This window comes from Bacteroides sp. L008 (assembly GCF_040812255.1).
GTDB classification, from domain to species: domain Bacteria; phylum Bacteroidota; class Bacteroidia; order Bacteroidales; family Bacteroidaceae; genus Bacteroides; species Bacteroides vicugnae.
This window is the reverse complement of sequence record NZ_JBFNXO010000001.1, coordinates 1,103,487-1,123,296: the sequence shown is the minus strand read 5'-3', so window position 1 is coordinate 1,123,296 and position 19,810 is coordinate 1,103,487. Positions and strand designations below refer to the sequence as shown.

The following is a 19,810-nucleotide window of genomic DNA, read 5'->3' as shown; positions in this document are numbered from 1 at the left end:
TCTAAATAGATGTTTTCTAGTAGAATCTCTCTTATTTCTTTGTATTTGTCATTGCTTTTGTCTAGTTTCGTTAACTGTTATGTTTATATGATCGTTAGAAGTAGTTTAAAAAACAATTGTTTATATGAAATACATTGTATATATTCTTCTCTTTTTTCCTGTTTGGGTTACAGCACAGACATACAAATATATAGGAATAGAAGATGGCTTGAGCAATCGCCGGATATTCAATATTCAGAAAGATGCTCAGGGTTATATGTGGTTCCTTACAAATGAAGGGATGGACCGATACAACGGTAAAGATATAAAACACTATAAATTAAATAAGGAAGGTAATACTTTAGATGCTCCCATACGTCTGGGATGGTTGTATACAGAACCGCATATAGGTATCTGGGTGATTGGCAAGCAAGGGAGAATCTTTCAATATGACGCTAATAAAGATGATTTCCGAATGGTATATAGATTACCGGATACTTCTGAAACAATTAGCTGTGGTTATTTGGACCGGAATAATAATATTTGGTTATGTCGCAAGGATACTATATTGCTTTATAATATCAAAGATGCTCGCATATTCCAATTTTCCAATATATTCCATACTAGTATTACGGCAATAGAACAAGTAGATGAACATCATTTCTTTATAGCAACGGAAACAGGTGTACGGTATGTTAAATTGGAGAATGATATTTTAGAGATTATACCTGTTGAAACATTAGACTATTTCCATGCTCAGGTGAGTGAACTGTATTTTCACCAGCAATTAAAAAGACTGTTTATCGGTTCATTTGAAAGAGGAGTTTTTGTATATGATACGAATACGCAGGAAATTATACGGCCGGACGCTGACCTCAGTGACGTAAATATTGCTTGTATCAGTCCTTTGAATGAAATGGAACTGTTGATTGCAACCGAAGGGATGGGAGTATATAAAGTTGATGTGAACACTTGTAAACTGGAACATTACATTGTAGCCAACTATCAGAGTTATAATGAAATGAACGGAAATAACATTAATGATGTCTTTGTAGATGAAGAAAAGCGAATATGGCTCGCCAATTATCCCACCGGAATCACAATAATGGATAATCGCTATGAAAATTATCATTGGATGAAGCATTCCATAGGGAATGATCAGTCGCTAGTCAATGATCAGGTACATGCAGTCATTGAAGATGAGGATGGCGATTTATGGTTCGGAACCAGCAATGGCATTAGTCTTTATCATTCAAAAACAGGTAAATGGCATTCGTTCCTAAGTTCTTTTGACCAACAGATCAAAGATAAAAACCATATCTTTATTACTTTATGTGAAGTATCTCCCGGTATCATATGGGCAGGGGGATTCACTTCCGGCATTTATAAAATAAACAAGAATACATTGTCGGTTGAATACTTCTCTCCTTACCTGCTTTCCCACGTCAATATGCGCCCGGATAAGTATATTCGTGATATAGTTAAGGATTCGAGAGGATATATCTGGTCGGGAGGGTACTATAATCTAAAATGTTTTAATCTGGCAACCAACAGTGTCCGTTTATATCCGGGGTTGAATTCTATCACATCTATTGTTGAAAAAGACAAAGACAATATGTGGATCGGAACCGTTGGAGGATTGTATTTATTAAATCGAAATACCGGTGAATATCAGTTTATTGAAATGGAAATAGGAGCTGCTTATATCAATACGCTTTATCAGGCGGATGATGGATTGCTATATATCGGAACAAATGGTGTAGGAGTATTTGTGTACAATCATCAAAATAAAACATTCGAGCACTATTTTTCTGATAATTCCGCATTGGTTTCAAACAGGATATTTACAATACTGCCGGAAATGAACGGGCGTATAATGATGAGTACAGAGAATGGAATCACCAGTTTTCATACTAAAGAGAAGATATTTAATAATTGGACCAGAGGAGAAGGATTATTACCTGCCTATTTTAATGCATCTGCAGGAACAGTGCGTCAGAATAAAGGCTTTGTATTTGGAAGTACAGATGGAGTTATTGAACTTCCGGAGAATGTGACGTTTCCCAAATATGAATTCACGAGATTGATATTCAGTGACTTTTATCTTTCTTATCAACCTATTTACCCAGGTGACAAAGGTGCTCCCTTACAGAAAAATATTGATGAAACAGATGTACTGGAACTCGGATATGATGAGAATACTTTTTCGTTCGAGGTTTCTACAATCAATTATGATTCTCCCGAGAATGCATTATATTCTTGGAAGCTGGAAGGATTTTATGAGAAATGGACACTACCGGGAGCTAATAATTTGATTCGTTTCACCAATTTACCTCCGGGCAAATACACCCTTCATGTGCGTGCTGTATCCAAAGAAGAACATGATATTGTTTTTCAGGAACGTAGTATGAAAATTATCATCACACGACCTTTCTGGTCGAGTTGGTGGGCTATTTTATGTTATATCTTGTTTGTAATCGGAGGGTTTTATTTCATTCTACGTGTGATAAATCTAAGAAAACAAAAGAAGGTATCGGATGAAAAAACGCAATTCTTCATTAATACAGCTCATGATATACGTACTCCATTAACTTTGATAAAAGCACCTTTGGAGGAATTGCTGGAAGAAGAGAATCTTACCGACAACGGGATAACCCGTACGAACATTGCATTGAGGAATGTGGAAGTTCTTCTACGACTGGTCAGCAATCTGATTAATTTTGAACGAACGGATGTATATTCCTCTAAAATGAGTGTTTCCGAGTATGAGCTGAATACTTATATGAATGAAATATATGATACATTCTCTTCTTATGCAGCCATTAAGCGCATTGAGTATACATACGAGAGTACTTTCAGCTATATGAATGTATCGTTTGATAAGGAGAAGATGGATTCTATTTTGAAGAATATAATATCGAACTCGCTAAAATATACTCCGGAAAGTGGAAAGGTCAGTATTTCCGTATCTGATACGAATGATTCATGGAAAGTGATCATCAAGGATACAGGTATAGGTATTCCTACCAGTGAACAAAGTAAGTTGTTCAAGCTACATTTTCGCGCCAGCAATGCCATTAACTCCAAAGTGACAGGTAGTGGCATAGGATTAATGCTGGTAGGAAAACTGGTCAGCCTTCATGGTGGTAAGATTAGTGTGGAGAGTGTTGAACATCAAGGAACGACAATCAAAATTGTCTTTCCGAAAAGCAATAAAAACTTTCAAAATACCGGGGAGGAAACACACGCTAAGTTTGAAGCGTTGGCTCCTGTACTCCCCACTCCGAATGTACCTGCAAAGACAACTGTCGTTGTGGATAATCCTAATTCACGACGAATTCTGGTTGTAGAAGACAATGATGAGTTACGCTCTTATCTGGTCAGTTCATTATCTTCCATCTATAATGTGCAAGCTTGCGCCAATGGAAAGGAAGCATTGATTATTATAAAAGAATTTTGGCCGGAACTGGTACTTTCTGATATTATGATGCCGGAGATGAGAGGAGATGAATTGTGTGTCGCTATTAAAAGCGATATTGAGACTTCACATATTCCTGTATTGTTGCTCACAGCTTTAGGAGATGAAAACAATGTTCTTGACGGTCTGTCCATTGGTGCGGACGAATACCTCATCAAACCTTTCAGTGTGAAAATTTTGCGGGCGAATATTGCCAACTTACTGGCAAACCGGGAACTGTTGCGTATGAGATATGTCAATCTGGATATAGAAATGAAATCAATGGTTCCTTCAGCAAACGGTACTAACAGTCTTGATTGGAAGTTTATATCAAATGTAAAGAAAATCGTGGACGAGAATATAAATAACCCTGAATTTACTGTTGATGTGCTCTGTGAATCAAGTGGGATGAGCCGTACCAGTTTTTATTGTAAGTTGAAAGCTTTGACGGGACAGTCTCCGACAGAATTTATCCGGATGATGCGTTTGAAACGTGCTACCGAATTACTGAAAGAGGGTGTATATGCTATTAATGAGATTTCAGACATGGTTGGATTCTCTGAAACTAAGTATTTCCGGGAAGTATTCAAAAAACACTATAAGATGAGTCCGAGCAAATATGCTAAAGAAGGAGGTAATTCCACTACTGCTGATCCGGAAGATGACGATGAAGAAGATTGATAAATAAAAAGCAAATAGATACGTTGTATTTAAAAAAGTTCTCCTCTGTTATAGACACACATAACAGAGGAGAACTTTCTTTTTCAAAGCTTATAACTCTTTTCTGGGAAAAGCGGTTATTGATAAGGAAGTTATTTGCGAATCAAATATCTAATGAATAAATAACCTCCGAATACTTGCAGGCACATTCCGGGTATTGCAATACGGAAATCCTGAATGGCATTGTAGAAATTACCTATATACATCCACTCTCCCAATGTTCCTACAACTTGATAAGTAAGTACCACGCCAACCAATACCGGAATAGAAATACGTCCGAAGCGTTGTGCGGCCCAGCCGGCAGCAATGGCAAGCAACACGGACTTTAATAAAATAGCAGGTAGTACCGCCGGTATCGGCATGCCAAAAAGTAAGGAATTGATAATGGGGGAAAGAACAGCAGTCAGTAGACCGACTTTCCACCCGTACTTATAAGCTCCGATCAGTGTGAAGAAATAGATAGGCAGCCAGGTTATTCCTCCTTGCGGTATGAGATGAAAAAATTGGGGAAAAAGGATGTTTCCAACGATGAATAACGAGGCTGTCAGATAAGTTCTCACATTGCCGTAATTCAGCGAATAGAGTTTTACAGTAGTTGATTCCATATCATTTTATTATTTAAAAGTTCAAATTAATACCACCCATAAACGTAGCTTTGGGCATGGGATAACCTGCATTTATTTCATAACGCTGTGCCAGCAGGTTTTCTCCCTTTATGAATAGGTTAGCGAAACGGCAGATACGATAATTTCCACGAAGATTCCATAAAACAAAATGGTCTTGTTGCTCGCTACCCTTTACAACAGAAGTATAAAGTCCTTTCACATATTGTACTCCTGTCGATACACTCCAACGCCCGGAAGTATAATCCACCCCTGCATACAATTTATGTTCGGGGGCAGCAAGAACGGGATTCTCCATGTGCAACCAGCTATAATTGGCGTTCACATTCCAGTGTGAATTGATATGGTAGCCCATATTCGTTTCAATTCCCCAGTTCTCTATCTCTCCGGAATTGATATTCAATGGAGGCACGAGTCCGTTTGACATAATCAGATTGTCGCCATTAATATAGTAAAGGCTGACTCCGTAGGACAATGCCCCTTCCAGCAGACGTTGTGAGTAGGAAAGTTCATAGTTGATTAGTTTTTCCGGTTTCAATTCTGGGTTGGCAGGAGGAAACATATACATCTCACGAATGGTCGGATTACGGTATCCTTTGCTGACCATTGCTTTAAGTTCTGCATTCTTGGGTAAATGAAAAGCCAGTCCGCCTTGTGGAATCCATTCTGTACCTACGTGTGAATGGTGGTCTACACGAATACCTGCGTCCAGTGAGAACCAATTGCTGATATCCTGACGGAAATCAATGTATCCGGCAAACTCATCCATTTGCTTGTCTACTCCCGGAGTATGTTCACCCGTAGCCAGTACTTTGTTCCATGATTCACCTCCGAAGTGCTGATAATCAAATCCTACGGTTAAACGATTACCGGTAAAGAAAGTAGCACTCTGATACCATGAAACACCCAGCATTTTGTCTTTAGAATTGAAATGTGATTTTTGCGGTTCTTTTCCTATCTGATAGCCATCGTTGATTTTATGCCGTCCCCAGTTATAGAAAAAGCTCAAACCTCCTGAAGTCTTTTCATAACGATTTTCCAAAGCAAATGATGTCATTCCACGGGTGATACGGGAATCGTTGTCGATCAATGGTACTTGGATAGTTCCCGGATTGGAAGCATTAAAATGAGTCACGTTTACATCTCCCCATACTTTCCAAAAAGAGTTGAGCTCATAGCCTAGCTTTGCATATCCACCATATTGCTCAAATCCCATATCGGGACGATGTCCATCTGTACGATTATATGATCCGGTTACGACGCTGCTGAAACGTCCCTTCTTGACACGGTTGGAAAATTCAGTCTGCAACGTGTTATATGAACCGTACCCAACTTGCACATTTGTTTTCACACCTTCTTCCTGTTGCCGACGGGTAACAATATTAATCACACCACCCATGGCATTCGAACCATAAAGTACAGATGCGGGACCTCGCAAAACTTCCACTTTCTCTGCCATCATAGATTGATAAGCGTCTGCTATCGGATGTCCCATCAAGCCCATATACTGTGGATGACCATCAATCAACACCAATAATCCCGCTGTCGGACTACCACCGATACCGCGCAAGCTCATGCCACCTGCAGCCCCGGTAGATACGCCATATCCCATGATGCCACGACTAGTAGTAAATAATCCCGGCACCTGCTCCGTCAATAACGGCAACAGCGAAGACTCATATCTTTTCTCAATCTGTTGCCTGCCGACTACGGAAATCGTCATTGGAAGATGTCGTACATCTGTTTCATTACGTGTTCCGGTAACTACAACTTCATCAATCATATAATTTCTTCCGGCTTGTATGCTATCCTTTTTAGTCTGTGCCATTCCCGAGATGGAAAGCAAGCTACCGAACAGGAATAAACAAGCTGTATTTCTTCTCATACTTTATTGCGTGTTTCAAGTTTCTTCTTTTTACTTTTTATTTCTGATCTTTTCCAGGAAATCGCGGATCAGTGGTAATATTTCTTCTGCTGATTCCGCTTCGCTACACATTGTTTCTACAGGACATCCTCCTGTATGGTTGCGGTTCCAGATAAAAGGTACTTTCTCTGTAAAATCAACTTTTATATCTGATTTCTGAAGTAACTCCAAAGCTTTGGTACTGATAATATCGGTATATAACTCTTTGATACCTCCCAGAATCATCAGGGCGGCAGCTCCCTTTCCGACTACCTTATCAGCAATCGAAGCTCCTTTAAGAAACTCCGGTTCCAGGGTCAGTAAATCATAGATATCGGCCACACCACGTTGAGTGAAAGTACGGATTTCTCCTTTGTTGGCAATAGTACAGGAATATCCTCCTGTATGTAGTAAATTGATTAATTCTTCCATCTTTTCTTTTATAAAGTACCCTGTTTCAATTGTTCTACGAACTGATCTATCCGATGCAGCTCTTTCGGAATATCAATGTTCTGCGGACAGTGTGCCACACACTGGTTACAACCGATGCAATGGCTTGCCTGACGAAGTTTGGGCACGCTACGGTCATATCCGACTAGAAAAGCACGCCGGGCTTTCGCATAATTCTCATCCTGTCCGTTCCTGGGGACATTCCCTTCATTGACACAACGGTTGTAATGCAACAACACAGCAGGTATATCCAACCCATACGGACATGGCATACAATATTTGCAGTCGTTGCAAGGGATGGTAGGATATTTCAGCATTAATTGTGCCGTTTCCTCAAGAAACTCTTTTTCTTCATCTGTCAACGGTTCCAAAGGAGAATAAGTGCGGAGATTATCTTGCAGATGCTCCATATAAGTCATGCCGCTTAATACAGTCAGAATGTCCGGGAATGAACCGGCAAAACGGAAAGCCCAGGAAGCGACACTGTTTTCCGGACGGCGTTGTTTGAGCCGTGCCACCAGATTGTCGTTCAATTTAGACAAACGACCTCCTAAAAGCGGTTCCATGATGATAGATGGAATTCCTCGTTTATGCAATTCTCCATACAGATATTCAGCATCCGTATTCCGGGTATTGGTTTCTTTTGCATGTTTCCAGTCTACATAGTTCAACTGTATCTGTACAAAATCCCATTTGAATTCATCGTGCCGTGAAAGCAGGTAGTCATATACTTCGATATCCCCATGATAGGAGAATCCCAGATTGCGGATACGGCCTGCCTCCCGCTCCTTCACCAGAAAGTCAAGCATTCCGTTATCCAGGTAGCGTCCTTTAAAGGCTTCCATTCCTCCCATTCCGATGCCATGAAGCAGCATATAATCAATGTAATCTACCTGCAGGTCCGCAAATGATTTGTGGTACATCTTGAGCGATGCTTCACGAGACCATGTATCGGGAGAGAAATTGGATAACTTGGTGGCGATATAATATTTGTCACGGGGATGACGGCTCAATGCAATACCCGTTGCCTTTTCGGAAAAGCCCTGTACGTATGCCGGAGATGTATCGAAATAGTTTACTCCGTGAGCGATTGCATAATCAATCAGTCCATTCACGGCATCCTGGTCGATGACTTCACCATTACCGTTGGGAGCAGGTTTGAGAGGCCAACGCATACAACCATATCCCAAGAGTGAAACACGGTCACCGGTAGTCGGAGACGTGCGGTAAGTCATTTTATCGGTAGGCACCTCTCCTTCTCCTGTTGCGCTGCTTGAAGAGGAAGTACCTTTTGAAGAGCATCCGTATAATAGCCCTGTCGACGTGGCTGCACTAATACCTACAATCTTAATGAAATCTCTTCTATTTATATCTTTCTTATTTTTATCTTCCATACTCTTATACTGATTTAGATCAAATAATTCTATGCATCTGATGTCCGGTCACATAAATAGCGCTGAAAGGACGGGACGGACAAAGGTTCTCACACGCCCCACAACCGATACATTTTTCTACATTTACTACCGGAATCTTTGGAGAATCTGTTTTTTCAGGATCGGAAGCTACCATCTGTATGGCACCTGTCGGACAATGGCGGGCACAGTTGCCACATTCCATTCCATCTGCCAAAGGTACACAGTTCTCTTTAATCCATACGGCATGTCCGATCTGAATAGCTGATTTCTCGGCAAGACTGGTGAGATGAATAGCGCCGGCGGGACAAACTTCCGAACATTTAGTACATTCGGGACGGCAATACCCACGTTCGTATGACATTTCCGGTTGCATCAATGTCAATAGGTTGCCTGACGGACGCAATACCTGATTGGGACAAACAGAGACACATAATTGGCAGGCTGTGCAATGTTGAGTGAAATTGCGTGCGCTTAATGCACCGGGAGGATAGATAGGATTTTCTCTTTGGGGAATCTTTTTATCTTCGATAGTAGCCAATCCTCCGTCTACTTTCTTCTCTTGTGCTTTCAGTACAGAAGTTGTTGCAAAAATGGCCGATGCTGAAAGGAAGCTACGACGGGCGTTGTCTACCTGTTCAGTAGTGACAGACTTTGCTTTCGAATCTTCGCTCGTAGCTGTTTCGTTCTTAGGTTTCCGTCTTGTGTATGTAATGGCTCCATGCTTACACTTTCCGATACAATCCATACAAGTCACACAACGGCTATAATCTATTTCATGGGCTTTCGGATTAATACACGATGCTTTGCAATTGCGGGCACACAAACCGCAACTATTGCATTTGGAAGTATTAATTACCGGTTTGAATATCGCATATTTGGATATAAACCCTAATACAGTACCTACGGGGCAGATCGTATTACAATAGGTTCGTCCGTTGCGCCACGCCAGAATGAAAAGAACAACAAGGGTGGCAATGGCAATCAACATCGTCGAAAGACTCTTCATCCATACATCTACCTCATAAAAAGCATAACTATCCATTCGTTCGGCGAAATACGCCAACAGGTTGTTTCCCCATTGCCAGACTGGTGCAAAAAGACTGGAAGCTATCCGGCCATAAGCACTATATGGTGCCAGCAAGATAGCCAAAGAGTTCAATCCTGCAACCATCATGATAATGAATACTCCTAAAACGCCATACCGCAACCATTTCATTGCTGGTGAATAACGGAACCGGTTTTTCTTTTGTTTGCCGGACACCCACGAAACAATGTCCTGAAACACTCCCAACGGACAAATAACAGAGCAGTAGATACGTCCGAACAGGAATGTAAGTACAACTAAAAACAATACGACACCTATGTTCAAGGCTAATAAAGCCGGCAGAAATTGAATTTTCGCCAACCATCCGAACCATGTGTGCAATGTACCCGTGAAGTCGAGGAACAGAAGGGTAATAAGCGTAAAGCACACAATGGCAGTTGTAAGTCTGATAGTACGTAGCATAAACTAATTAATTTTCAATTTATAGTAGTTATATCTAAATGTCTAAAACTGTCAGGATTGAACCATCTATATTTCAACTTTGCAAAGTTAATCAGGGAAATTTGTTTTTCAACTATACAAATTACAGAATGTTTTACCAATTTTACTGATAACAGACGGGAAAACCTTTAGCCGATTGGGTAAAGCACTATTTTTCTAATGCCACGACCTCTCCAATCTCCGGAATCAATACATTCAGAGAATCTTTATTCTTCATCTCTTCTGCATTTTTGAGAGGTTCATCCCAACGATGTTTGGCCAGTGCATATTTAGAATGATGTACGGTCAGAATTCTTTTCGCTTTTAAATCTCTGGCCGTCTGTGCCATATACTGGGGCATCAAATGGATCAAGCTCCATTCTTTGTCGTATTGTCCGTTTTCGAGGATCGCAAGGTCGATGTCCGGAAATCGATTGCCTATTTCTGCATAATGTGTATCATATCCTCCGTCTCCGCCGATGTATATCTTTTGTGAAGGAGCTTCTAACAGGAAGGAAGCCCAAAGCGACTGGTTGGCAGTAACTCCGCGACCGGAGAAATGACGGGCAGGCAAACAATGTATCATAAAGCCCGGAGCGAGGTTTGCCTCTTCATTCCAGTCAAGTTCTATCAGAAGCTCTTTATCAAATCCCCAATATTCGAAATGTTCGCCGACACCCAACGGACAAATCACTGCTCCAATCCGATCTTTCAGTTTTTTGACCGTGTTGTAATCCAAATGATCCCAATGATCGTGACTAATCACCAGATAATCAATGTCCGGCATATCATCCGGTGTATAAAGTTCCGTACCTTTGAATGGCTTGTTAATAAAAGATACGGGAGAAGCCATACAGAATACCGGGTCAACCAATATTCGCTTTCCTCCCGTTTGAATCAAGTAAGATGAATGTCCGAACCATACCAATATTTCTTCATTACGGTCAATCTTCCGTAAATCCGTTTTGATTGCTTTGACAGCCTGTTCGGGGCGCAAACCGTCTATCTTTTTGAAAATGAACTCCCAGATTCCGATAAAACGTCCCCTGTCGGAAGTCATCAATAGGGTTTCATGCTGATTTTTAAATTCTCCGTTTCTGTAATTAGGAGATTTCATGACTCTTTCCAGCCGTTCCCCACGGGGAGTTCTGCCGAAACTGGCTTGATTGATAAAAACAATGACTGACACCGCCAGCAATGCTATTACAGCTAATATACATCCTACAATCATACGTGCTTTGAATTTCTTGAATATGATACGCATATAATTCATCACTAAATTATTTCACGCAGCAAATATACAGGTATTCAGAGAGCTTGTTAGTATATATATTACAGATTGTTATACCATAATTACTGAAAGCAGTTGTCTGTTGGGTGCCAGTCTATTGTGTGAACAAACCTTTTATTATTCAGTTCTTTAGAAATAAATTTTGTAGCTGATGTTCGGAATCAGACCCGCTCCGTCTTTTTCTTCTACTACGCTCGTTCTTTCATTGTATTGATAGAAATGCATTCCGGTACGCATACCCACATTCAGTATCTTCAGAGAAAACTCGTGGGATACTCTTTTCTTATTGATCCGGAAGCTGATGGAAACATCACCGTTTATAGATGGATTGAATCGTTTAGTATATGCTTTGCTCTCGTCAAAGACAATGTCTTTTTCTTCCTGACTTTTTTCTTCATCCACAGGTGTATAGCGTCCTCCTCCCTGAAAGAACAGGCGACCGTTTACACTTAATACATTCTGTTTGAGTCTGCCAACCATCCATTCTTTTCCGGCGAGCAGGTTCACTAAAAAACTTTTATCCAGTCTCGTATTTCGCCAGATACGGTCTCCTCCCCTATATTTCGATTTGAATAATGAAGCTGTAAGCATATAGTAGAAGCCATTCTTCATGTATTGTTCCAGTGTTATATCTATTCCATAGTTTTTGGCTATTCCGGTGTTTGTCAATATGCGGTCTAAATAGAATTCTTCGTAATTGATAATCGAAAAGGAGGAGTTTTCCTCAACCGGTATGTGGAACAAGTATTGATAATAGGGTTCTATTTTCAGATGTAGGCTCTGATTGATATTCCAGTCATAAGTGAATCCGAAATGATGTGCCTTTGAGAAGTCCAGGTACCGATTTGATTTCTTTTTACCATTGATTATCTGTTCAACAAAGTAATAGTCGAGCCTTTCCCGGCGGCTATGCAAGCCGTAAGCTGCTGCTAAAGAATGTGCAGGATTTATTTTCCATTTAAGGGCAACTCTCGGTTCTATCGACCAGTTCTTGTTTAAAGTAAAATATTGTCCGGTAACCCCTAAACTGGTTGTCAGATTGTTGCTCAAGTTTATTACGGAATTACTATATGCCGAGAGGACTGTACTTTCTCCACTGCCTTTCGATATTTGTTCCATAGGTTTGTTTAATCCCAAATAAGGGCTGACTTTGTAATCAAGATCATATTTAAGTTCCGTAATGGTAATCCCTGTTCTGTTGGTATGCCTCGGACTGAATTTCTTATTCAGATATGAATTGAATACTAAATTCCATCTGCTATTCTGAATATCTGCTACATTAATAATAGCGTCGTCGGTATGTAAGTCCGCCAATGAACGGTCTTTGGAATAGGTAGCGGATAGAGAAGAACGGATATAAGTATTTTCATCCAGTACATATTTGTGCGCTAAGCCACCTGCCAGTTTATCCAGTTTATTATATCCCGACGACCGGTCTCCCATCGTTTCCCATTCGGAACGTTCCAAAACATCTGCTTTATTCCTGTCTATCAATCCTAATCCCCAGATCGAAAAGGTTCCGGCTTTACGTGTGGGAAAATTTAGTTTGAAGGCTAAATCCTGATATTTCAGGTTGATGTCATTACCCGATGCTAGTGAAGTAGTAGAAAAGCGATAATTCACCAGATAGGAACTTCCCCGTTTTTTACTGATAGGACCTTCCGAAGCTAAATCTATGCCCATGAGTCCGACCTGAAAGGCATGTTCGTACTTCTGATTATTACCATTGCGCAAATGCATATCGAAAACACCGGATAAGGCATTACTGTATTCCGCTGGGAAAGCTCCATTGTAGAAATCGGAGTTTCCGATAACTTGCGTACTTAAAGCAGACAGGAATCCCCCTCCCAACCCTGCTAAATCGGCAAAATGAGTCGGATTAGGTATTTCAATTCCCTCCAGTCTCCATTGGGTAAATTGCGGAGCATTTCCCCGGATGGCGACCGCATTGGTACCGACATCTCCTGCCACTCCAGCAAATGCAGAACTTAACCGTGCCGGATCATCGAACCCATTGGCAAATCGGGACGCTTCTTCAATACTAATCATACGCCCTCCCGTAATAGCCATCGGGTTGACTGTCCGGTCTTTTTTTATTTCCGGTTTGACAAGCACTTCAGCCAAATCCTGCACATTTTCATCCATAGGGATTTCTACAAATACTTCTTTGGATGATGTGACAGACACTTCGCTAATGATACTTGGGCGATACCCCATAAAAGATGCCTGAATATTATAACGTCCTATCGGGACGTTATTAATCCGGAAATTTCCCCGGTTGTCAGTTGAGCCTCCCAGTGAAGGTTTCTCTGCTATACAGACGGAGGCATATTCTATTGGCGTATTGGTTTTGGAATCAACAACGATTCCTCTTATCGTTTGAGTCAGTTTTTGTGTATCGTCATTGGCAGGCTTTTGCCGGTTATCTTGCAAAGAAATAATAATATGATATCCTTTTATTTTATATACATATCCGGTTTCTTTTAATAGTTGAGTCATCGCTTTGTCGACAGCTACATTTTTAAGAGATAAAGAATGCTTCTTTTCTAAATCCAGATTCGATTGTTCGTAAGCGATGCTATATCCGGTTTGTGATTCAATTTGGGCAAAGGCCTCTTTTAATGAGATTCTTTTATTTTGTATGGTAATCTTTTTTTCTTTATTCTGTGCGACAGTTGTAAGAGAGAGAAAAGTAAAAAATAAAAAAATGGCGAGCTTAGCTGCCCGTTTATTCGTATTAATTCGATTCATTATTCTATATTTGTATGTTGATACTTCATTTTACGTCACTTGTTGAATGAGGATAGACATTTCAGAACTGGGAAGAGGGTCTCAAGCTGCTTCCCGGTTCTTTTTGTTCATAGGCTGTTTCTTTTTATGGTTGGGTTAATACTATTTTATTTTCATGTTGTTGATAATCAAAGCCGATGATATCTTTCAAGATATTCAGTATTTCATCCAGATCTTCATCTTTCAGAAATTTGACAGTATATCGTTTGGACACAGGGATATTTGCCTCATTATCAATCGTGGTGTTATAGTGTCTTTCGAGGGTTCGGAATATTTCTCCGGCAGTAGCATTGGTAAAGATCAATTTTCCCACCACCCAACTGTTGGTATCATTAGTATCTATCACTGATATATGGATGTCTGACGACTTCTTATCGTATGTAAGCTGTTCATTGGGTTTAAGTATCCGGGGAGGTTGAGACTGGACGCTCACTTCTACCTTGCCGCTCGTCAGTGTAGTCGTTATTTTTTCATCATTAGGATAGGCTTTCACGTTGAATTTGGTTCCAAGAACCTTCACGGAAAGTTGGGAAGTTTCCACGATGAAAGGACTTGCAGTATCTTTTTGGACAGAGAAATAAGCTTCACCGTTAAGAATGACCAAACGTTTATCTTTAGCAAAAGTTTCCGGATATACAATGGTGCTTCCCGCATTCAACCAAACTTCTGAACTGTCCGGCAAGATTAGACGCTTCTGTTCTCCGTAGGCAACGGATACCTCTATCATCTCGTTTTGGGGAGAAAGATAGCAGAACATTCCTCCTGCCAATAAAAGCAATGGAACAACAACAGCAGCAACACGGGCAAACCTCTGATAAGAAGCGATACTCGCCAGATGTTCCTTGTTGTATCCGGTTCTTAAATTTACCCGTTCCAGTGAGGCATAAGTGCTCGAATCGGCTTCTACGTCCAATTCATTCCAATAATCCAATGAAGCTTTTGCCTTCGCCTGTTGGTTTTTATCTTTAATGATCCATTTCTGCACTTTCTGTTCCGTTTCAGATGGAAAGCGGGCGGAAAGGAACATTCTGATGATTTTGGTGATATTACTTTTCTTCATTTTTGCTGCACTTTACTATATATACAGTTTGGTGGCAAAAAGCTCAATAAGAAAATGAATATTTTTTATGAAAAAATAAGTAAAGAAGAAAATAAAGTTACAATAATGATAACAGAAAACATGAAATGACCTTCCGTATCTCTTTCAAAGCGAGGCTTAGCTGGCTTTCAACATTTCTTTTGGTAGTGTTCAGTCGTTCGGCAATCTCGGCATTGGATAATCCTTCATTGCGACTTAATGTATAGATCATTCTCCGTTGTTCGGGCATTCCTCCGACAAGTTTGTCAATCAACATTTCCAATTCCTTGGCAATAAGGTCTTCTTCGGAAGTAGAGCTATATCCTGTTTCTTGATTATGGTTCAGGTAGGCATCGGACACATATTTATGTTTCAGAAAGTTGATTGCTGCATTTCTTGCAATGGTGTGCAAATAAGAATTGAATGATTTAGACATATCAATCGAATGACGGTTGATCCAAAGATTGACAAATAAATCCTCTGTCAGCTCTTCTGCATCAGGCTCCGATTTTATATATCCGTCAATAAATGCTTTGGTTTTGTTGTAGTATGCAATAAAAATAGTCTCAAAGGCCTTGTGATTCCCATCCTGAAAGGCCTCCAACGTTTTTATATCAATATTGTTATTCATACTATTTCCCAACTTTCATTTCATTGGGACAAAAGAAGCAATAATTTATTTTATAAAGATGGTCTTTTTTGAAATATTAATGATATTAGAAAGATTTATTCTATTTTAATGACCGATAGAGAATACCAAATACATTCAGCAGATACCCCAATAAACACAATAACGGGGCAATGCGTATACGTGTTCCACTAAATATATCGGGATTATAGGCGGCAGAGGTACTCCCCTCGCCGCTCATTAATATATATCCTATGATAATCAATATCGAGCCGATAATTAAGATGACGTAATTTCTTTTGCCCAATACAGTTTTTATTTCTTCTTCTCTTATTCTTTTCGATTTCATATTCTTTGAATTTAGTTGTGATCATTCATTAGTTGAGTAAAGCGCATATATTTCTTTTCAAATTGCTGATTACTTTGTTCATATCTCTTTTTATCCATATTCTTCAGTAATTCATTGCACTGATTCCATTGCCAGAACCTATACAAACAATCCCGTTGAACCATCTCTATCCGGTTATCTCCCAATGAGAAAGCCCAGTCGATATAATTTTCCGATTCTGCTATCAGATGATTCAATAGATCGGTCGCTCTCTGCGTTTCTCCTATGGAAGCATAAGCGGTGGCTATATCATACGAACCACTCTCGAATACTTCGGGAACATTATATGCCGGAATAGCTTGCCCAGCATATTCCAATACTTTTCTGGCACGGATGTCGTCTCCTTGTTTCACCAGTTCTTTAGCCAATTGTGCAAAGAGCCTTCGATGAGAATAACAGATGCGCAGGGTTGTTTCGTCCAGATAAAGTCCGGGAGTATCCAATCCTCCGTATTTATATCTGTTCATCACATTCTCGTAGAGTTTCTCCGTATCTATGGCATATCCATTGCCTTCTTCTACGTCTCCCCATTCTTTATAGTTGAAAGGAGTAAACCGGAATGCTAACCCTTCCTGAACAAAGTAGTCATCAAACTTCAGTTTACTGGAGTTGCCTACCGAGATAGCCATGTACAGGGGACGTTCCCAGTTACAGTTAGCCAAAATCTCGAGCATGAGTAAGTCTACTTTAGTCAGCAGACGTATATCTTTTAGAGAAATAGACAGTTTATCCGGTATTGCATCTCTTAGTTCTTCCCCTTTTAAATGACGAATGGCTTCAGGCAACATCATTCCCGAGCGGAGTACTGCATCCTTATCAATATGGATATTTATTGTATCGGTAGGTATCACATGGAATTCCTGTTTCTCCGCAAACACCCAATATTTCAGGATATTCTTTATTTCATACGGATCATCTCCAAAACTATCACGGGCTTCTTCGGGATGTTTCTGATACAATGCTTCTATCTGTTTCTTCAATTCCGGACGAACAGCTACATATTCGTTCTTCCCTTCCTGGTATTGATTTTGATCCCAACTGATCGGCAGTCCGGGAGCATCGTACAGAGGACATTGTTGCTGATAAATGTACCAGTCGGTCTGCGCATAACTTAAATTGCAGATACGTACATCTCTGCGTACTTCTTCCGTATCCTGATTATACCACAAGGGGAACGTATCATTATCCCCGTTACAGAATATAATCGGATTTCCTTTGTCGGGAAGTGTCATCAGATAGTTAGCTCCAAAGTCACGACAGGTATACCGGTTGCTTCGATCGTGGTCATCCCAAGTCTGGCTTGCCATTTGTATGGGGACAAACAGGCAAAGCAGCATGAGTAAGTTGACCGGGAGGATTTTTGCCTGTTTTCTGCGAAACATGTCACAGCATCCGGCGGCTCCCATTCCAATCCAGATAGCGAACGCATAAAACGAACCTGCATACGCATAATCCCGTTCACGAGGTTGTCCGGGAGTCTGATTCAGATAGAGCACAATAGCCAATCCCGTCATGAAGAAAAGGAAAAATAAGACACTGAATTGCTGCTTGCCTTTTTTCCCGCGTGTCCATTGCCAATAGATACCGAGTAATCCTAATAATAATGGTAAGCCATAGAACACATTGTGACCTTTGTTCTCACGCAAAGATTCCGGCAAAAGTTTTTGATCCCCCAGCCGCAGATTATCGAGCCAGGAAATTCCTGTAATCCAGTTACCATGTTCCGGTTCACCGCTTCCTTGAATATCATTCTGTCGTCCGACAAAATTCCATAGAAAATAGCGCCAGTACATGTAGTTGAGTTGGTATGTGATAAAATAAGTCAGGTTCTCTTTTTGTGTGGGAGCCTCATTTGCACCTCCTCCGGACCATCCTTTGTAAGAAGCGGCCGAACGATCATTCCACATTCGTGGAAACAACATATTTTGAGTGTAGCACACGTCTTCTTTATAGCGGATAATTTTATACTTGCCTTCCTTCTTATCCGGCCGATAGATGGCAGTCCCTTTTTCGGTCTTTACCTTGTAATAGTCTCCTTCGGGCACATACTCCGGTTCGGATGCATAGGTTCTCCCATAAAGTAAAGGAGCACTTTCATACTGTTCGCGATTCAGGTAGCTTTTGAGCGTGAAAATATTATCCGGTGCATTCTCGTTGAGCGGCGTATTAGCATTGGCACGAATGAGTATGACCGCATAGGTGGTATATCCTATGGTGAGCATGAGTAAACACCACAAACCGGTATTCACAATGCGTTTTCTAAACCGATAAATGGCTCCTATCAGTAAAAACAGGACCAAACCCAGAAAGACGATCAATCCTGACTGGAAGGGTAATCCCATCACATTGACAAAGAATAATTCGAACCACCCTCCTACATCAGCCATTCCGGGTATATAAATAAAAAGAATCAATACAATAAGAATACCGGATAATGCAATGGCCCCAATAACTCCCTTGAGTGATAGAGTCTGATATTTTTGGTAATAGAACACTAATACAATGGCAGGAATACAAAGCAGATTAAGCAAATGCACTCCGATTGAAAGACCTATAATATAGGCTATCAGGATAATCCAGCGGTCACCGGACACAGAATCTGCTTCATCCTGCCAGCGAAGAATCATCCAAAATACCAAGGCTGTAAGGAAAGAAGAGAAAGCATATACCTCCCCCTCTACCGCACTAAACCAGAATGTATCACTGAAAGTATAAGCTAAAGCTCCCACAAAACCTGCTCCCAGAATGATAATAACATCCATGACAGATAATTTCCGTTCATCGCCCACAAGCAAGGCTCTCACTAATCGGGTAATACTCCAGAAAAGAAACAAGATACAACCGGCACTCAATAGTGCATTTAAAAAGTTAACCATTCCCGATACTTGCGAAGCATCGGAAGCAAACTGGGTAAACAGGTTTCCGACAAGCATATAGAAAGGTGCTCCTGGTGGATGCCCTATCTGTAATTTTTCAGCACAAGAAATAAATTCGGGACAATCCCAAAAACTTGCGGTTGGTTCGATGGTTATTCCATACACAAACGCTGCTATCAGAAAGACCAGCCACCCACCGAAATCATTCCATCTTTTAAATAATAAGTTGCTCATTGTTCTGTACTTTTTTGTTTGCAAAGTTACAGGACATGTTGCCAAAACTGGTATTTTTTACCGGACGGTTACGGACGGGAGTTAACGATAAGATGTTGATAATCAACAATAACAAAGATGAAAGAATAGACGAAAACAGACAGAAGATAAATCAGGTACAAATAAAGCAATGGCATAGGATAGTAAATGGCATGAGAATGCCAAGGTGTCACATATGGATTCATTAGGATATTAGGAAAAACAAGTGTCACTCTTGCTTTTTACTATTTAATTTCGTATCTTTAGTGATTTCAATCTTTTTGAAAACAGATAATCATATTACAGAATGACAAATATCACCTTATAAAGTGACATTTGTCACCCTATAGGATGACCATCGTCCCGTTATAACGGGACAACTACCCGACTGCATAAAAGATGACTAATTTCTGTACTAAAAACCATTAATCTCTG

Annotated in this window: 12 protein-coding genes; 1 reads left to right on the top strand and 11 read right to left on the bottom strand. The window is 40.4% G+C overall.

Annotated elements, in window-relative coordinates; genetic code table 11:
• Positions 1 to 124 precede the first annotated feature (124 nt).
• Positions 125 to 4,117, top strand: a complete 3,993-nt coding sequence (locus tag AB3G73_RS04445; protein ID WP_195650123.1) for a two-component regulator propeller domain-containing protein — start codon at positions 125 to 127, stop codon at positions 4,115 to 4,117.
• A 131-nt stretch (positions 4,118 to 4,248) separates the two neighbouring features.
• Here the strand turns inward: AB3G73_RS04445 and AB3G73_RS04440 are convergent, their stop codons facing one another.
• The 11 genes from AB3G73_RS04440 to AB3G73_RS04390 all read right to left on the bottom strand — a co-directional run bounded on the left by AB3G73_RS04440 (position 4,249) and on the right by AB3G73_RS04390 (position 19,357).
• Positions 4,249 to 4,761, bottom strand: coding sequence for an ECF transporter S component (locus AB3G73_RS04440; RefSeq protein ID WP_195650122.1), 513 nt, complete (start codon positions 4,759 to 4,761; stop codon positions 4,249 to 4,251).
• A 13-nt stretch (positions 4,762 to 4,774) separates the two neighbouring features.
• Positions 4,775 to 6,664: a TonB-dependent receptor gene (locus AB3G73_RS04435; protein ID WP_167511857.1), complete on the bottom strand. Its 1,890-nt coding sequence runs from the start codon at positions 6,662 to 6,664 to the stop codon at positions 4,775 to 4,777.
• A gap of 30 nt (positions 6,665 to 6,694) precedes the next feature.
• Complete coding sequence (locus AB3G73_RS04430) at positions 6,695 to 7,114, bottom strand: DUF1893 domain-containing protein (RefSeq protein WP_148366713.1); 420 nt, start codon at positions 7,112 to 7,114, stop codon at positions 6,695 to 6,697.
• Between the two features lie 8 nt (positions 7,115 to 7,122).
• Complete coding sequence (locus AB3G73_RS04425) at positions 7,123 to 8,526, bottom strand: aldo/keto reductase (RefSeq protein ID WP_367743134.1); 1,404 nt, start codon at positions 8,524 to 8,526, stop codon at positions 7,123 to 7,125.
• 19 nt (positions 8,527 to 8,545) lie between these two features.
• Entirely contained in the window at positions 8,546 to 10,054 is a 1,509-nt protein-coding gene (locus AB3G73_RS04420; protein WP_367743130.1) for a 4Fe-4S dicluster domain-containing protein, read from the bottom strand.
• A 187-nt stretch (positions 10,055 to 10,241) separates the two neighbouring features.
• The gene (locus tag AB3G73_RS04415; protein WP_367743126.1) at positions 10,242 to 11,345 is read right to left on the bottom strand and encodes an MBL fold metallo-hydrolase; all 1,104 of its coding nucleotides are present in this window, start codon (positions 11,343 to 11,345) and stop codon (positions 10,242 to 10,244) included.
• A gap of 147 nt (positions 11,346 to 11,492) precedes the next feature.
• Positions 11,493 to 14,114, bottom strand: coding sequence for a carboxypeptidase-like regulatory domain-containing protein (locus AB3G73_RS04410; RefSeq protein WP_367743122.1), 2,622 nt, complete (start codon positions 14,112 to 14,114; stop codon positions 11,493 to 11,495).
• A gap of 124 nt (positions 14,115 to 14,238) precedes the next feature.
• On the bottom strand, positions 14,239 to 15,213 hold the full coding sequence (locus tag AB3G73_RS04405) for a FecR family protein (RefSeq protein WP_367743118.1): 975 nt from the start codon (positions 15,211 to 15,213) through the stop codon (positions 14,239 to 14,241).
• Positions 15,214 to 15,310: 97 nt separating this feature from the next.
• On the bottom strand, positions 15,311 to 15,862 hold the full coding sequence (locus AB3G73_RS04400) for an RNA polymerase sigma-70 factor (protein WP_074559032.1): 552 nt from the start codon (positions 15,860 to 15,862) through the stop codon (positions 15,311 to 15,313).
• A 100-nt stretch (positions 15,863 to 15,962) separates the two neighbouring features.
• Positions 15,963 to 16,208, bottom strand: a complete 246-nt coding sequence (locus AB3G73_RS04395; protein ID WP_074559031.1) for a DUF3098 domain-containing protein — start codon at positions 16,206 to 16,208, stop codon at positions 15,963 to 15,965.
• 11 nt (positions 16,209 to 16,219) lie between these two features.
• The gene (locus AB3G73_RS04390) at positions 16,220 to 19,357 is read right to left on the bottom strand and encodes a DUF2723 domain-containing protein (protein WP_367743115.1); all 3,138 of its coding nucleotides are present in this window, start codon (positions 19,355 to 19,357) and stop codon (positions 16,220 to 16,222) included.
• Positions 19,358 to 19,810: the final 453 nt, after the last annotated feature.

What these genes read in the sequence shown, in the direction of transcription:
- AB3G73_RS04420 (WP_367743130.1), bottom strand. Translation starts at nt 10,054, where the DNA reads ATGCTACGTACTATCAGACTTACAACTGCCATTGTGTGCTTTACGCTT.
- AB3G73_RS04395 (WP_074559031.1), bottom strand. Translation starts at nt 16,208, where the DNA reads ATGAAATCGAAAAGAATAAGAGAAGAAGAAATAAAAACTGTATTGGGC.
- AB3G73_RS04430 (WP_148366713.1), bottom strand. Translation starts at nt 7,114, where the DNA reads ATGGAAGAATTAATCAATTTACTACATACAGGAGGATATTCCTGTACT.
- AB3G73_RS04400 (WP_074559032.1), bottom strand. Translation starts at nt 15,862, where the DNA reads ATGAATAACAATATTGATATAAAAACGTTGGAGGCCTTTCAGGATGGG.
- AB3G73_RS04440 (WP_195650122.1), bottom strand. Translation starts at nt 4,761, where the DNA reads ATGGAATCAACTACTGTAAAACTCTATTCGCTGAATTACGGCAATGTG.
- AB3G73_RS04425 (WP_367743134.1), bottom strand. Translation starts at nt 8,526, where the DNA reads ATGGAAGATAAAAATAAGAAAGATATAAATAGAAGAGATTTCATTAAG.
- AB3G73_RS04435 (WP_167511857.1), bottom strand. Translation starts at nt 6,664, where the DNA reads ATGAGAAGAAATACAGCTTGTTTATTCCTGTTCGGTAGCTTGCTTTCC.
- AB3G73_RS04445 (WP_195650123.1), top strand. Translation starts at nt 125, where the DNA reads ATGAAATACATTGTATATATTCTTCTCTTTTTTCCTGTTTGGGTTACA.
- AB3G73_RS04405 (WP_367743118.1), bottom strand. Translation starts at nt 15,213, where the DNA reads ATGAAGAAAAGTAATATCACCAAAATCATCAGAATGTTCCTTTCCGCC.
- AB3G73_RS04390 (WP_367743115.1), bottom strand. Translation starts at nt 19,357, where the DNA reads ATGAGCAACTTATTATTTAAAAGATGGAATGATTTCGGTGGGTGGCTG.
- AB3G73_RS04415 (WP_367743126.1), bottom strand. Translation starts at nt 11,345, where the DNA reads ATGAATTATATGCGTATCATATTCAAGAAATTCAAAGCACGTATGATT.
- AB3G73_RS04410 (WP_367743122.1), bottom strand. Translation starts at nt 14,114, where the DNA reads ATGAATCGAATTAATACGAATAAACGGGCAGCTAAGCTCGCCATTTTT.